Below are 14,823 nucleotides of genomic sequence, written 5' to 3' on the forward strand. Positions count from 1 at the left end.
GAGTCACCTCGGGGTTTTTCCTAGTTAACGAAACCTATTATTCTGCATCTTTCTTGTCAGTAGGTTGCTCTGCTTCTTCAGTTTGAGACTGCTTAGCCGCATCAGTTTCAGCCGGTTTTTCTTCTGCTTTCGCTTCTGCTTGTACCGTTTTCTCTGAGGTCGCTTTATCGCCCCAGCCTGCAGGCTCACGAATGCTCTCTTTGCGTGCCATTAAATCGTCAATCTGGCCAGCATCAATCGTTTCATACTTCATCAATGCATCTTTCATTGCATGCATAATATCCATATTATCGATCAGTATCTGCCTTGCGCGCTCGTAATTGCGATCAATTAACTTGCGAACTTCATCATCAATCAACTTAGCAGTATCGTCAGACATATGTTTGGTCTGTGTTACGCTACGGCCCAAGAATACTTCGCCTTCATCTTCCGCATACAGCATTGGACCTAGTTTTTCTGAGAAGCCCCACTGAGTCACCATCTTACGCGCAATATCTGTTGCACGTTCGATATCATTGGAAGCGCCTGTCGATACTTTATCAACACCATAGATCAACTCTTCCGCTAAACGACCACCGTACAGACTTGAAATCATAGATTCAAGATGTAAACGAGACATACTCACTCGGTCTTGCTCTGGCAAATACATGGTAACACCGAGAGCACGGCCACGAGGAATGATCGAAACTTTATAAACAGGGTCATGTTCAGGTACTAAGCGACCGACAATGGCGTGACCCGCTTCATGGTAGGCTGTTGACTCTTTGATTTCTTCAGACATCACCATAGAGCGACGTTCTGCACCCATCATGATTTTATCTTTAGCAAGCTCAAACTCAACCATGGAGACATTACGTTTGTTACCACGCGCAGCAAACAACGCTGCTTCATTTACCAAGTTTGCAAGGTCAGCACCAGAGAAGCCTGGCGTGCCACGGGCAATTAACGAAGGCTCAACATCACCCGCTAAAGGTACTTTGCGCATATGCACTTTTAGGATCTGCTCACGACCACGCACATCAGGCAAACCAACGACAACCTGACGGTCAAAACGACCAGGACGAAGTAATGCAGGGTCCAGAACATCTGGACGGTTAGTGGCGGCAATAACGATGATACCTTCATTACCTTCAAAACCATCCATTTCAACTAGCATTTGGTTTAGTGTTTGCTCACGCTCATCGTGACCACCACCAACACCTGCGCCGCGCTGGCGACCAACAGCATCGATTTCATCAATGAAGATGATACAGGGTGAGGCTTTTTTCGCTTGTTCAAACATATCACGAACACGCGATGCACCAACACCAACAAACATTTCAACGAAGTCGGAACCAGAAATGGTGAAAAATGGCACCTTCGCTTCACCAGCGATCGCCTTTGCTAGCAACGTTTTACCGGTACCAGGAGGACCAACCATTAACACACCAGTTGGAATCTTACCGCCCAGTTTCTGGAAACGGCTAGGATCACGTAGGTAGTCTACAAGTTCTTTAACGTCTTCTTTCGCTTCATCACAGCCTGCAACATCACCAAATGTCGTTTTGATCTGCTCTTCGCTCATCATGCGGGCTTTACTTTTCCCAAATGACATGGCGCCTTTACCGCCGCCGCCTTGCATTTGACGCATGAAGAAAATCCATACACCAATAAGGAGGATCATTGGGAACCAAGAGATGAAGATAGTACCGAGCAAGCTTTGCTCTTCTGGTGGTGTCCCTTGTACTTTTACGTTTTGGTTGATCAGGTCATCTAATAGCTTCTGGTCATATACTGGCATGTAAGTCACAAACTTACCGCCACCACCACGTCTAACGAAGGTAATTTGACCGTCTTTAAATGTCGCTTCTTGAATCTGGCCTTGACCAACTTCCTGTACGAATGTGGTGTAATCCACTGCTCTGCCATTATTTTCCCCAGGGCCGAAGCTCTGGAATACCGACATTAGCACGACAGCGATAACCAGCCACAGAATTAAATTTTTTGCCATGTCACTCAAGGTGTCAGCCTCTCGATAACTAATTGTAATTAAAGGTAGGGTACTACAGTTTGTAACCTGTATCTATAGTGTTAACTTTTACCTGTGAAGGCAAATAGTTAACCTTTGTAACCAGTGGCTACGACAAAGACTTCTCGTGAGCGCGCTCTCGATGAGTCTGGTTTCCTGATTTTTACGACTTTAAACATGTTTCGGACTTCTTTGACATATTCATCAAAGCCTTCGCCTTGGAAAACCTTTACAACAAAGCTACCATTAGGCGCAAGAACTTGTCGACACATATCTAAAGCCAATTCAACTAAGTACATTGCACGAGGCTGATCAACTGAATTGTTGCCGGCAATATTAGGCGCCATATCCGACATCACAACATCTACCATATCAGGTTGAATGCGATTCAATAACGCCTCCAGTACCGCTTCTTCTCTAAAATCACCTTGTAGGAAAGAAACACCAGCAATGGAATCCATCGGCAAGATATCACAAGCAATTACGCGTCCAGAATCTCCAACCACACCAATAGCGTATTGAGACCAACCACCTGGAGCTGCACCTAAATCGACGACCGTCATGCCTGGTTTTAGCAATTTGTCTTTTTGTTGAATTTCTTCAAGTTTAAAGATAGCACGAGAACGGTAACCTTTTCTTCTGGCTTCGTTCGCATACTTATCGTCAAAATGTTCTTTTAACCAGCGGCCAGAGCTCGCTGAATGTTTTTGTTTACTCATTCTAGTCTCAAAAAAGCCAGTTGCAGAGTTATCAATTTAATAGGCAGAACCTATTAATTAATAAATTATAGTCTTCAGCAATAGATGGCGTTAAAATAGGTTTTTTCAACCCTTAGTTTAAACAAAAATGGCGGCGTAATGAACCTAAGCACCAAACAAAAGCAGCACCTAAAAGGCCTAGCTCACAGTTTAAAACCTGTTGTGCTAATGGGCGCAAATGGACTTACTGAAGCCGTGCTAGCCGAAATTGAGATCGCACTAAACTTCCACGAGCTGATCAAAGTAAAAATCGCTTCTGAAGATCGTGAAACAAAGTTGCTGATCGTTGATGCCATTGTGCGCGAAACAGGCGCAGAAAAAGTTCAAGTCATCGGAAAAACACTTGTTCTTTTCCGTCAATCAGAAGAGCGAAAAATCGAACTTCCTCGTAAGTAATTCGTTAACGCTTCTTCAAAGCACAAAAGAAAGGTCGCCATTGGCGACCTTTTTCATTCTGAGAGCCATCAAATTACAAATATTCGACGCTATCAATTTCAAAGTCTTTCGTGCCACCAGGCGTAGAAATGGCCACTTCGTCACCTTCCATCTTGCCAATAAGGCCACGAGCTATCGGTGAGTTGACAGAGATACGGCCAGATTTAATGTCCGCTTCATCATCACCCACGATTTGGTAGGTTTTTTCTTCTTCAGTATCACAGTCAATCAAAGTGACAGTCGCACCAAAAATCACCTTACCCGCGTTATCCATTTTACTGACATCAATAACTTGAGCCATGGAAAGCTTGTACTCGATATCTCGAATTTGCGCTTCACATATACCTTGCTCTTCTCGAGCTGCATGATATTCAGCATTTTCTTTTAAATCGCCAAGTTCACGAGCTTCTGCAATCGCTTCAGTGATCAATGGGCGTCTTTTTAAAAGTCGATCTAATTCTTTGCGCAGCAACTGTTCGCCGCGAACCGTCATTGGAACTTTTTCCATTTTCAACCTCAATGCCAAAGTCAACTTTGGACAAAAAAAACCTACCCAAACACTGGTTTGGGTAGTTACGGAACGGATTAATTTTGTCTAGTGTAAACAAAGTTTCAGTCTAGATCATCTTAAATTGATTGTGTCCATTTCCTCCTTGCCACTGAACCTAAAAAGCCATTTCCTAGAACTCATTCCTGTAACTTATCAGTTTTATTTGGCTTTATTTAAACGCCAACAACACCACTTTTTGAGAGGGAAATTAACTAAAAAAACATAAAAAAAACCAATGTCAGAAGAGTGTCATGCCAAATATAAACCCAAAAATACAAATACTTAAGATATAAACCAAATAATTGAACACCGTTCAAAATCGGAATTTATATTATTTTACTAACAGATCAAGGAACTTTAGTTGTACAACATTGACGTCAACCAATAACTCTAGTGTGACTATTTGAGATTCATCTCATTTATGAATCTAGAACCATAGTGATAATCTGTGAGATATTGCTCTCACAATCCAAAAGATTATGGACAGCTAAACTAGGACAACAAAACAATGAAAAAGACATTAATCGCACTTTCTGTATCTGCTGCTGCAGTGGCAACTGGCGTTAACGCTGCTGAACTTTACAACCAAGATGGCACTTCTCTAGACATGGGCGGCCGTGCTGAAGCTCGCCTATCGATGAAAGATGGTAACGTTGCAGACAACTCTCGTATTCGTCTTAACTTCCTAGGTAAAGTAGAAATCCAAGACGGTCTATACGGTGTTGGTTTCTACGAAGGTGAATTCACTACTGCAGACAACGCTGATGGCAGCGATCTAGACAACCGTTACACTTACGCAGGTCTAGGCGGCAAGTTCGGTGAAGTGACTTACGGTAAAAACGATGGCGCACTAGGCGTAATCACCGACTTCACCGATATCATGGCTTACCACGGTAACTCTGCGGCTTACAAAATCTCAGCAGCAGATCGTACCGACAACATGCTGTCATACAAAGGCCAATTCGACGCACTAAGTGTAAAAGCAAGCTACCGTTTTGCTGATCGCACAGAACTGACTTCAAATGGATCAATTGCTGGTGACAAAGACACCGTAGACCGTTATGGTGACAACGGTAAAGATGGCTACTCTCTATCAGCTATCTACGCTATTGGCCAAACAGGCCTAACGCTTGGTGGTGGTTACGCTGATCAAGCCGAGCAAAACGAATACATGCTAGCGGCCTCTTACACCATGGGCAACCTATATTTTGCGGGTGTGTTTACTGACGGTGAAGTAGCTAAAAATGTTGATTACACCGGTTATGAATTAGCAGCGAAATACACTTTGGGTCAAACCGTGTTCACCACTACGTACAACAACGCCGAAACAGATAAAGAAACATCAGCAGATAACTTTGCTGTTGACGCAACCTACTACTTTAAACCTAACTTCCGTGGTTACGTTTCATACAACTTCAACCTGCTAGATGCTGACGCAGCGAAAGGGATCACTAAAGCAGATGCAGAAGACGAGCTAGCACTAGGTCTACGTTACGACTTCTAATTTCAGCCTTGACTGAATCGTAAACGCCCGCAACTAGCGGGCGTTTTTTATCCTCGCTATAATCAAGCCATTCTAGATAGATTGGGTTGTCATAATGCGTTTTCTCGCTTCATTTTTCGCATCGAGCTTTTGCTTCTTGCTTGCTGCTTCTCCCACCATTCATGCAGAAGAATACTCACCGCTAAGCAATCTCCCAGATGGCAGTAGAAGCAGTATTTGGGTTGAAGACTTACAAAGCCAAACCTCTTGGCAAACCTTAGCGCAAAATACCCGCTTTTTTCCGCCAGCAAGCACACTCAAACTGGCCACCGCCCTAGCGGCCAAACTGGAACTTGAAGACGACTTTGCCTTCACCACCGAACTGTTAAGCAATGGCCGTGACATCAGCATTCGTTTCTCTGGCGATCCCACGCTTAAAACCGCACATTTAAAACAGCTTTTAGAAGCCTACAAGCAGCAGAATGGCGCGAACATTCGTGGAGACCTTTGGCTCGATAACTCGGTGTTTACAGGCTATGAGCGCGCAGTGGGTTGGCCTTGGGATATTTTGGGTGTCTGCTACAGCGCCCCTTCAAGTGCCATCACATTAGATGAGAACTGCGCACAGGCCTCTATTTACACATTGGCCGATGGCAATACACGAGTTTACGTACCAGAGCAGTACCCGATTCACGTTACCACCAATGCAAAAACCGTCTCTAAAGCGATCCAACAGAGTAATCATTGCGACTTAGAGCTGTTGACGGGGGATAACAACCAATATCAATTGCAAGGCTGCCTAGTTGAGAGAGACAAACCCTTGCCCCTTAAGTTCGCGATTCAAGACTCAACTCAATACACGAGTCGAACCTTATATACCTTGTTGAGACAGCTCAAAATCGAACTTGATGGAGAAATTAAAATTGGCGTCATGCCGAACAAAGCCAATGTCATTGCCAGCCACTCTTCAGCAACCTTGCCAGAGTTATTAGACACCATGCTAAAGGACTCTGATAATCTTATTGCCGACAACCTTACCAAAGCGATTGGTGCTCGCTTTTACTTGCAACCCGGTAGCTTTGCCAATGGCACTGAAGCGGTGAAACAGATCCTTTATTCCAAAGCAGGAATCGATCTTTCTCGCGCTCAACTCGCCGACGGTTCGGGCTTGTCGCGTAATAATCGCATCAACCCTATGGATATGATGTCGATCTTAAAATACATCTGGCAACACGATAAAGAGCTCGGTTTAGTGGCATTGATGCCCAAATCCGGAGAATCCGGCACCCTAAAGTACCGCCAAAGTATGCGCAGTGACCCAGTTAAAGGGCAGATCGTTGCTAAAAGTGGCTCACTTTATGGCAGCTATAATATGGCTGGATTTGTGTTAGATCAGAACGGACAGCCAAGCGCCGCCTTCATTCAATTTATTACCGATTACTACCCTGATAAAAGTGAAGAGAGTAGCAATGTTGCGCCTATCACACGCTTTGAGCGTGAGTTTTATCGAGACTTAGTTGAGTTCACACAAGTAAAACACCACTAACGAAAAACAGCACAAGTTGCCATTTCAGGCAAACCCCAGCCATACTTGTTGATATTTGGCTGGGGAACATCATCATGAAACATCACCCAATAAAAAACAAAGAAGCCTTTCGCCGTAAAGGTTACAGCTGCATTGGCTGGACGTGTGTCATTCTAGGCACCATCGGCGTCACAGTGCCACTGTTACCCACGGTGCCCTTTATCCTATTGGCGCTATACTGTTTCGGGAAATCTTCCCCTGTTTTTCAACAGTGGCTACTCAATCATCCTAAGCTTGGACCTTTAGCACAGCGCCTTAACAAGAAACAAGGTTTAACGCGGCGAGAGAAAACTCACTCTTTACTGTTGATTTGGGTATCTATGCTCAGCGTATTATTTTTTGTGGCTTACGGAACGCATTGGCAGTACGCCATTTTGTCGCTTCTCCTCTTTGAAACTTGGTTCATCTTACGTTTCAAAACCTATCAACAAGCAGAAAAAAAGCGCCTTTAAGGCGCTTTTCAATAGTAGTGAGATGTCCTAGGGGCGCATCTTACGCAATGGTGATTCGAGCAAACTTACGTTTACCAACTTGGAACACATACGTACCAACGGCTGGTTCTACTTTGGCATCTTCTACTTTTTCACCATCCATCTTGGCCGCGCCTTGCTTCACCATACGCATCGCTTCCGATGTTGATGAACATAGCTCTGCTTCTTTTAGCAAGTTCGCCATTGGCGTGCCTACAGCAAAAGTAAACTCCGGCATTTCATCAGGGATCTGATTTTTCGCAAAACGGTTCACGAACTCTTGCTCTGCCGCATCCGCATCGGCTTCACTATGGAAACGAGCAATGATCTCTTTTGCTAACAGTACTTTGATATCACGTGGGTTTTTACCTGCTGCAACATCCGCTTTGAACTGAGCTAACTCTTCCAATGGACGGAAAGAAAGCAACTCGTAGTAGCTCCACATCAGATCGTCTGAGATGGACATGATCTTACCAAACATCTCGCTTGGTGCTTCGCTAACACCAATGTAGTTGTGGGCTGATTTTGACATTTTCTTCTCGCCGTCTAGGCCAACAAGAAGAGGCATCATCAATACCACTTGCGGTTTTTGTCCGTTCGCTTTTTGCAGTTCACGGCCCATTAGCAAGTTAAACTTCTGGTCAGTACCACCGAGCTCTACGTCGGTTTCCATCGCTACAGAGTCATAGCCTTGTAGAAGTGGGTACATAAACTCATGAATCGCGATTGGCTGACCACCTGCATAGCGTTTTTTGAAATCATCACGCTCTAGCATACGTGCAACAGTTTGGTTTGCCGCAAGACGAATCATGCCTTCGGCACCAAGCTCAGACAACCATTCAGAGTTAAACTGAATTTTCGTTTTCGCAGGATCAAGAATTTTGAACACTTGCTGCTTATAGGTTTCAGCATTGCGTAGCACATCTTCACGAGTCAACGGTGGGCGCGTCGAGTTTTTACCCGTTGGATCACCGACCATACCAGTAAAGTCACCAATCAAAAATGTCACATCATGGCCAAGATCTTGAAATGCACGCAGCTTATTCAAAATGACGGTATGACCTAAGTGAATATCAGGCGCAGTTGGATCGGCACCCAATTTAATGCGAAGAGGACGACCTTCTTTTAGTTTTGCGATTAACTCTTCTTCTGGAATCAGCTCTTCAACACCGCGCTTAATCTCGGCTAAAGCGGCTTCAATGCTCGCCATGCTTGTTCACTCCCACAAATTTGGCAAAATATAATAGCTGGACATCTTACTTGAATAGCGATGATTTTTGAAACAAGTTAGACTGTTCCGTTGTTAATTTTGTCTTCATCAACCGTATAAACTCGATATGCTTTCAATTTTTGCCCGTCTTCCCATATTGCACAAAGTGCTGATCGGCTTTTTTAGCGCGATGATTTTTGTCGCCTTGTTTCTTTTGCCTAACGCCAGTGAGTTACGTCCTAAAGAGAACCGTTTGGAATTGGGGCGTCACTACCCTGTTGATATCGAGATGCAACGCTTGTCCATTAGCCCTGCTTTATCGGCAGAGTCCTCAGTACATCGATGGGAACGATATCGTGTCAATGAAGGGGAAAGCGCTGCGATTTTGTTCCAGCGAATCGGATTATCAGCATCTTTGCTTCATCAGCTGATCACAACCAATGATGAGATCAAAAACCAATTATCTCGCTTGAAGCCAGGTGATCTATTGCAGTTTGGCTTTGATGCACAGGATCAACTCGTCAAGCTCAGACGCCAGTTGAGCGCGTTTGAAACTTTCGAAATCAGCCGAACCGCCGCTGGATATACTTCTCAACTCAACAACAAAGAAGTGAACTACCAGTTCGCTTATGCTGAAGCGGCCATTACATCAAATTTTTGGAACGCCGCGATTGGCGCAGGCCTGACTGCGAACCAAATCATGGAGCTCGCCGGAATTTTTGGCTGGGATATCGACTTTGCTCAAGACATTCGTGAACGCGACAGCTTTCGCGTGCTTTATCAAGAACAGGTTGTGGAGGGCGAAGTCATCGGTCGTGGCCGAATTATTGCAGCCATTTTCCACAACCAAGGCGATACCTTCACCGCTATCTATGATGACAAAACAGGCAACTATTACGACGAGAACGGGCGAGCAATGAAGAAAGCGTTCTTGCGGGCACCTATCGATTTCCGACGCGTAAGCTCTAACTTCAATCCTCGTCGACTACATCCCGTCACCGGACAAGTCAAAGCGCACCGAGGTACCGATTACGTTGCGCCCGTCGGCACACCAATTTGGGCAGCAGGCGATGGCGTCGTACAACAAGCAGGGTACAACCAATTTAACGGCAACTATGTGTTTATCCGCCACAGCAACACTTATCTGACGAAGTATTTGCATCTACAAAAGAAATTAGTCAAAACCGGACAACGAGTCAAACAAGGTCAAAGTATTGGTACTCTAGGCGGTACAGGCCGTGTAACGGGCCCTCACTTGCATTATGAATTCTTGGTTAACGGGGTTCATAAAAACCCCAGAACGGTCAGCTTACCTCAAGCTCAATCGTTGAGCGGACAAGCAAAAGAGACCTTCATCGCCAATTCTAAACTGCGTCTCGATAAATTAGAGCGCTACAGTAAGTTACTGGCAATGAACTAACCCACTTAAAAACAAAAGAGAGGCAAGGTTTGCCTCTCTTTTGCTTAATAGAAGTTGGAGATTACAGACCGACGACTTTTCCAGATTCAGAGTTCGCTGCTGGTGGAATATCAGTATGAACGTCCTCAACTACCTCATCCTCCGCAACGTTTTCTTCTTTCATCACTCGGTGCTCTCGCCCCAACATCAGCATACAGGGTGTCAGTACTAACGTTAGTACCGTAGCAAAAGCAAGCCCCCCCGCGACAGCAGTGGCTAACTGAGACCACCATTGGGTGCTTGGCGCGCCAAACTCAATCTTTTGATTAATCAAATCGATATTCATTTCAAGCACCATCGGCAACAAGCCAAGTATGGTCGTCACCGTAGTGAGCATCACCGGTCTTAAACGCTGAACCCCTGTGCGCAAGATCGCTTCTTCCTTATCTAAACCTCTCTGGCGTAACTGGTTATAGGTATCAATCAACACAATATTATTGTTCACCACGATACCCGCCAAGGCAATAACCCCAATCCCCGACATAATGACGCCAAACGGTTTTTGGAAAATCAACAGCCCAGCAAAAACCCCAACCGTGGAAAAGAGTACAGCACTGAGGATCAAAAACGCTTGATAGAAACTATTAAACTGAGTGATCAAGATAAGTGCCATTACGGCCAACGCGATCATAAAGGCATTTTGCAAGAAGGCTGAAGAGTGTTCTTGCTCTTCATTTTGCCCTCGAATCCGAAACTCTACCCCCTCTGGTAGACCAAGCTGACTGAGCGCTTGCTCAATCTTTGGCAGTTCAAGCGCTAAGTTGTAACCTTCTACCATATCCGCCATTACATTGATTACTCGTTGACCATCAATGCGCTTGATGGTGTCCTGCTTCGGCTCTGGCTTAATTTGAGCAAAATTGGTAATTGGAACCAGACCTGCTTGAGTTTTCACTCTAAGCTGATCAAAGCGTCCAATATCGCGTTTTTCCTCTGGATAGCGAACCAAAATGTCCACTTCCTCATTGGCGTCATCCGGTAAGTAATCACCAATTTTCAAACCATTAGTGACAAATTGGACGGTGTTACCAACTAAAGTAGCATCAGCAGCAAAACGCGATGCGTCATCTCGGCGGATATCTATTTGCCAATCAATCCCTTCCTTGCTGGAACTATCACTCAAGTTGGTCAGAGCTGGGTTGTTATCTGCCCAATGCCTAACGAGCTTCGCGGCATCATCCAATAATTCTGGTTTTCGAGAAGACATTTCTATGACAAGGTCATGCTCAACAGGTGGCCCTGCATCGGGAAATTTATATTCGATCTCAACCCCAGAGAACGTGGATGTAGTTTGTTTTAACTCATCAATAATCTCTTTGACTTTACGACGGTATTGCCAGTCTACTGGTGTAATTTGTATCTGGCCAATTTCGTCATCGCCACCGGTTCGGGTGTAGACGCTTTCAAACTCATCATGACCAAGCATCACTTGTTCGATATCACGCATCACGATGTCTTTCTCAAAAATCGACAGATCACCATAAGAGCGGACTTTCACAGTAAAGAAAGGCGGATCCACTTCGGGGAAAAACTCAGCACCTAATCCAGCCTTGTTGTAGGCAAAACCTACACCACCCGCCATTAAAATCGCACTAAGGAGAATTTTAAGGGGGTGTCGCACAGCGATAGCCAAGGTTTGATAGTAAAGCTTGGTAATACCCGTCGCTTTATCAAACTCACCATTGTGCAGTGCCACCATTCGTCGCTGATTTTCACGCGAGACATTCTGTGGCCTACCAATAAGCCCGCCAAGCACAGGCACAAAAAGCAAGGCCATGATCAACGAGGCCGCCAAGGTTGCGATAAGTGTTAGCGGCAAATACTTCATGAATTCGCCTGTAATATCTGGCCAGAAAAGCAGTGGTGCAAACGCAGCTAACGTGGTGGCTGTTGATGCGGTAATTGGCCATGCCATTCGCTTAGCCGCATCTCGGTAGGCTTCCTTGCGCTCAACGCCTTCCTGCATTCGTCTATCGGCGAACTCTGTCACGACGATTGCACCATCCACCAGCATGCCTACCGCCATGATCAGGGAAAACAGCACCACGATATTCACGGTTAAGCCGAACACAGCTAACACCAATAATCCCGTTAAGAATGACCCAGGAATCGAAATGCCGACCAACAGTGCGGTTCTTACCCCTAAGATGGCGATAATAACAATCACCACCAAAATAATTGCCGATAAGATATTGTTTTGCAGATCGTTGAGCATCAACTCTACGTCTTCCGATTGATCCCAAGTGTACTTCACCAATAAGTTATCTGGCCATTCTGCGCGTTTTTGCCCTTCTTCAATCACGCGTTTAACCAGTTCCACCGTTTCAATGATGTTCTCACCCGCGCGTTTTTTCACATCTAATACGACTGCTGGCTTGCCATCTAGCCGAGCGAAAGACTCTGGATCGCGAAACGCACGACGCACCGTCGCCACATCGGCAAACGTAATGACTTGCTTGCCATCCACTTTGATTGGTAGTTCTAAGACATCCTTTAATGAATCAAACACCGAAGGGACTTTAACCGAGAAACGGCCATAACCAGTGTCAACAAAACCCGCCGCGACCACTCGGTTGTTTAACGCGATCAGGTTGTATATGTCACCTTGATCGAGACCATAACTTTCCATCAATAAGGGATCGACGATGATCTCAACGATGTCTTCGCGATCACCAGCAATATCAACCTCAAGGACTTGGCGATAACTCTCTAACTTATCACGTAACTGGCGAGCAATTTGCACAATGGTGCGCTCTGGTAGCGTGCCATAAAGCACCACTGACAGTACCGGCTCTTCCGAAGCCAAAGTAACTTCATTAACGGTAGGCTCATCACTGTCGGCAGGTAATTTGGGCTTGGCTAAATCTACGGCGTCGCGTACATCCGCCATCGCTTTGGCAAGATCCACCCCAACCGTAAACTCCAACATGACCGAAGCGTGCCCCTCTGCTGCAGTTGAAGTCATCTCTTTAACCCCCTCAATTGAACGAAGCTCTTGTTCAATTGGGCGCACGAGCAAGCGTTCAGCATCTGCGGGTGAAATGCCTTGATGACCTACCGATACATAAATAATGGGAATGGTAATATCAGGGCTCGATTCCTTCGGAATGGTCATATAGGTGACGACCCCTGCCAATAAAATCATTACTAACAGCGTCATCATGGTACGTGAGCGAGAAAGAACCGCATCTATGACAGATAACATGGCTTTCTCCTTAATCGTTCACGATGTCTGTGTTTAGCTGTGCATTGACCAGATCACCATCTCGGACAAAGCCTTGTCCTAACACAATGATATCTGCACGTTCTCCTAAACCAGAGAGCCATACACCATCTTGTTCTGCCTTAACCAGCTGGATGGGAACAAAACGTACGTAACTGTTTTTTACTGTTTTCACACCTAAGTTACCGCTTTCATCCAAAGCGAGCATCGCGGGGGTGACTTTGATGGCCGAAGTTTCGTCTAAGGTCAATTGCACCTCAGCGCTCACTCCCGCTGGGATGCGGTGTTGGCTATTATCCACCTCGATTTCGATCGGGAAAGTATTGGTGGTTTGGGAGGAAACTTGTCCGACGTATCGAATACTACCGTTGAGGAGTTGCCCGCCAATCAAACGAATTTGAGCCGTTTGATTCGCTTGAAGATATTGAACGTGACGCTCACTGACATCCGCTTCAATCAGTAACTTCTGTAAGTCAATCACCGTTGCTACAGGATCACCAATCCCCACGAAATCACCCACTTCGACAAATCGGCTGTCCAAAATGCCGTCAAAAGGAGCTCTAACTTCGGTATTACTTAGCTCAGTTTCCACATTACTCAAGTTCGCTTTGGCATCAACGAGTGCGGCTTCTGCGGTTGCAAAGGCGACTTCTCCCTGCAAGCCTCGACTCTTTAAAGATTGAGCGGCTTTGAACTCTTTTTGTTTCACTTCGAGCATAGCTTTGGCTCGTTGTAAACGATAGTCCAAATCACGCTTATCGATTAATGCTATCACCTGCCCTTTGCGAACAAGCTGGCCTTTATCGACTTCTAAACGAATAATTTTGCCCGCAATTTCAGCGCCTAAACGAGCTTGGCGGTTGGGAGCCGTGCGACCATAAAGCTCCAAGCTTCGGGAAGTCGGCTTTGCATCAAACGTTTGAGTAACAACGCTTGCTAGAGGGATGTCTTGTGACGCTTTGTCTGGGGCTGACTCTTGAGCGTTTGTCCCGCCAACGCTTAACCAAATAGCCAAAATAACGATAATAGCAACTGACACTAACCACGGGCGTTGAATGAACTGACGCCCCTGTTGTTTTATAGACATAGTAAGTCCTTTTTGATTTTTATGCTCAGCAAGATAGAATCTGGAGCAAGCCTAACATGACATCCTAATACGTTAGGCTGAGGTGATTGGATTAATACCCAATCACCTTTAAGATCAGCGTTAAACTGACATTACACGCTAAACGATGCACCACAACCGCAGGTTGTCGTCGCATTAGGGTTATCAATAAAAAAGCGCGAACCTTCTAACCCTTCAGTGTAATCAACCACACCACCAATCAAATACTGCAGACTCATTGGGTCAACGACCAAAGTCACACCACTATTTTCAATTGTGGTATCGCCTTCGTTAACACTCTCATCGAAAGTAAAGCCGTACTGGAAGCCACTGCAACCACCGCCAGTAATGTAAACACGCAATTTCAGCGCTGGATTTTCTTCTTCAGCAATCAACATTTTAACGCGCGCCGCTGCTGCATCAGAAAAAGATAATGGTAGATTCATATCGCTCACGACGACCTCTCTCACTCGTGTATTACTGCCAGAGGCTCTTTAAAATAAGAGCACACAGACAATGGTATTGTTTTAGCTTTCG

12 protein-coding genes are annotated in these 14,823 nt (G+C 45.3%); 5 read left to right on the forward strand and 7 right to left on the reverse strand.

The genetic code is table 11. The features are described 5' to 3' along the window. Positions 1 to 37 precede the first annotated feature (37 nt). Positions 38 to 1,990: an ATP-dependent zinc metalloprotease FtsH gene (gene ftsH, locus LZU85_RS07840; RefSeq protein WP_176299192.1), complete on the reverse strand. Its 1,953-nt coding sequence runs from the start codon at positions 1,988 to 1,990 to the stop codon at positions 38 to 40. Between the two features lie 107 nt (positions 1,991 to 2,097). Continuing rightward, positions 2,098 to 2,727 carry a 23S rRNA (uridine(2552)-2'-O)-methyltransferase RlmE gene (gene rlmE / locus LZU85_RS07845; protein WP_176299193.1) on the reverse strand — a complete coding sequence of 210 codons (630 nt, stop codon included), beginning with the start codon at positions 2,725 to 2,727 and terminating at the stop codon, positions 2,098 to 2,100. A 138-nt stretch (positions 2,728 to 2,865) separates the two neighbouring features. On the opposite strand from rlmE, the gene yhbY reads away from it, so the two are divergent. Beyond that, the gene (gene yhbY, locus LZU85_RS07850; RefSeq protein WP_176299194.1) at positions 2,866 to 3,162 is read left to right on the forward strand and encodes a ribosome assembly RNA-binding protein YhbY; all 297 of its coding nucleotides are present in this window, start codon (positions 2,866 to 2,868) and stop codon (positions 3,160 to 3,162) included. 73 nt (positions 3,163 to 3,235) lie between these two features. Here the strand turns inward: yhbY and greA are convergent, their stop codons facing one another. Then, positions 3,236 to 3,709, reverse strand: a complete 474-nt coding sequence (gene greA, locus LZU85_RS07855; RefSeq protein ID WP_176299195.1) for a transcription elongation factor GreA — start codon at positions 3,707 to 3,709, stop codon at positions 3,236 to 3,238. A gap of 550 nt (positions 3,710 to 4,259) precedes the next feature. Here greA and LZU85_RS07860 point away from each other — a divergent pair. The 3 genes from LZU85_RS07860 to LZU85_RS07870 all read left to right on the forward strand — a co-directional run bounded on the left by LZU85_RS07860 (position 4,260) and on the right by LZU85_RS07870 (position 7,271). Then, entirely contained in the window at positions 4,260 to 5,255 is a 996-nt protein-coding gene (locus LZU85_RS07860; protein ID WP_237286831.1) for a porin, read from the forward strand. Between the two features lie 94 nt (positions 5,256 to 5,349). Beyond that, positions 5,350 to 6,780: a serine-type D-Ala-D-Ala carboxypeptidase gene (gene dacB / locus LZU85_RS07865; RefSeq protein ID WP_237286832.1), complete on the forward strand. Its 1,431-nt coding sequence runs from the start codon at positions 5,350 to 5,352 to the stop codon at positions 6,778 to 6,780. Positions 6,781 to 6,854: 74 nt separating this feature from the next. After that, positions 6,855 to 7,271 (forward strand): YbaN family protein, encoded by a 417-nt coding sequence (locus LZU85_RS07870; protein ID WP_225464460.1) that lies wholly within the window; start codon positions 6,855 to 6,857, stop codon positions 7,269 to 7,271. A gap of 40 nt (positions 7,272 to 7,311) precedes the next feature. On the opposite strand, the gene tyrS is transcribed toward LZU85_RS07870, so the two are convergent. Next, positions 7,312 to 8,499 (reverse strand): tyrosine--tRNA ligase, encoded by a 1,188-nt coding sequence (gene tyrS / locus LZU85_RS07875; protein WP_237286833.1) that lies wholly within the window; start codon positions 8,497 to 8,499, stop codon positions 7,312 to 7,314. A 127-nt stretch (positions 8,500 to 8,626) separates the two neighbouring features. Here tyrS and LZU85_RS07880 point away from each other — a divergent pair, with 127 nt between their 5' ends. Then, positions 8,627 to 9,919 (forward strand): peptidoglycan DD-metalloendopeptidase family protein, encoded by a 1,293-nt coding sequence (locus LZU85_RS07880; protein ID WP_176299199.1) that lies wholly within the window; start codon positions 8,627 to 8,629, stop codon positions 9,917 to 9,919. A gap of 61 nt (positions 9,920 to 9,980) precedes the next feature. Here the strand turns inward: LZU85_RS07880 and LZU85_RS07885 are convergent, their stop codons facing one another. From LZU85_RS07885 to erpA, 3 genes are all read right to left on the reverse strand, one after another. Beyond that, positions 9,981 to 13,163 carry an efflux RND transporter permease subunit gene (locus LZU85_RS07885; protein WP_237286834.1) on the reverse strand — a complete coding sequence of 1,061 codons (3,183 nt, stop codon included), beginning with the start codon at positions 13,161 to 13,163 and terminating at the stop codon, positions 9,981 to 9,983. Positions 13,164 to 13,173: 10 nt separating this feature from the next. Then, the gene (locus tag LZU85_RS07890; RefSeq protein ID WP_237286835.1) at positions 13,174 to 14,268 is read right to left on the reverse strand and encodes an efflux RND transporter periplasmic adaptor subunit; all 1,095 of its coding nucleotides are present in this window, start codon (positions 14,266 to 14,268) and stop codon (positions 13,174 to 13,176) included. 131 nt (positions 14,269 to 14,399) lie between these two features. Further along, positions 14,400 to 14,741 carry an iron-sulfur cluster insertion protein ErpA gene (gene erpA, locus LZU85_RS07895; RefSeq protein WP_176299202.1) on the reverse strand — a complete coding sequence of 114 codons (342 nt, stop codon included), beginning with the start codon at positions 14,739 to 14,741 and terminating at the stop codon, positions 14,400 to 14,402. Positions 14,742 to 14,823 lie beyond the last annotated feature (82 nt).

This window comes from Vibrio floridensis, assembly GCF_021852965.1.
GTDB classification, from domain to species: domain Bacteria; phylum Pseudomonadota; class Gammaproteobacteria; order Enterobacterales; family Vibrionaceae; genus Vibrio; species Vibrio floridensis.

Excerpts from the sequence above, each read along its gene's own strand:
- ftsH (WP_176299192.1), bottom strand. The coding sequence starts at position 1,990 with ATGGCAAAAAATTTAATTCTGTGGCTGGTTATCGCTGTCGTGCTAATG.
- rlmE (WP_176299193.1), bottom strand. The coding sequence starts at position 2,727 with ATGAGTAAACAAAAACATTCAGCGAGCTCTGGCCGCTGGTTAAAAGAA.
- yhbY (WP_176299194.1), top strand. The coding sequence starts at position 2,866 with ATGAACCTAAGCACCAAACAAAAGCAGCACCTAAAAGGCCTAGCTCAC.
- greA (WP_176299195.1), bottom strand. The coding sequence starts at position 3,709 with ATGGAAAAAGTTCCAATGACGGTTCGCGGCGAACAGTTGCTGCGCAAA.
- LZU85_RS07860 (WP_237286831.1), top strand. The coding sequence starts at position 4,260 with ATGAAAAAGACATTAATCGCACTTTCTGTATCTGCTGCTGCAGTGGCA.
- dacB (WP_237286832.1), top strand. The coding sequence starts at position 5,350 with ATGCGTTTTCTCGCTTCATTTTTCGCATCGAGCTTTTGCTTCTTGCTT.
- LZU85_RS07870 (WP_225464460.1), top strand. The coding sequence starts at position 6,855 with ATGAAACATCACCCAATAAAAAACAAAGAAGCCTTTCGCCGTAAAGGT.
- tyrS (WP_237286833.1), bottom strand. The coding sequence starts at position 8,499 with ATGGCGAGCATTGAAGCCGCTTTAGCCGAGATTAAGCGCGGTGTTGAA.
- LZU85_RS07880 (WP_176299199.1), top strand. The coding sequence starts at position 8,627 with ATGCTTTCAATTTTTGCCCGTCTTCCCATATTGCACAAAGTGCTGATC.
- LZU85_RS07885 (WP_237286834.1), bottom strand. The coding sequence starts at position 13,163 with ATGTTATCTGTCATAGATGCGGTTCTTTCTCGCTCACGTACCATGATG.
- LZU85_RS07890 (WP_237286835.1), bottom strand. The coding sequence starts at position 14,268 with ATGTCTATAAAACAACAGGGGCGTCAGTTCATTCAACGCCCGTGGTTA.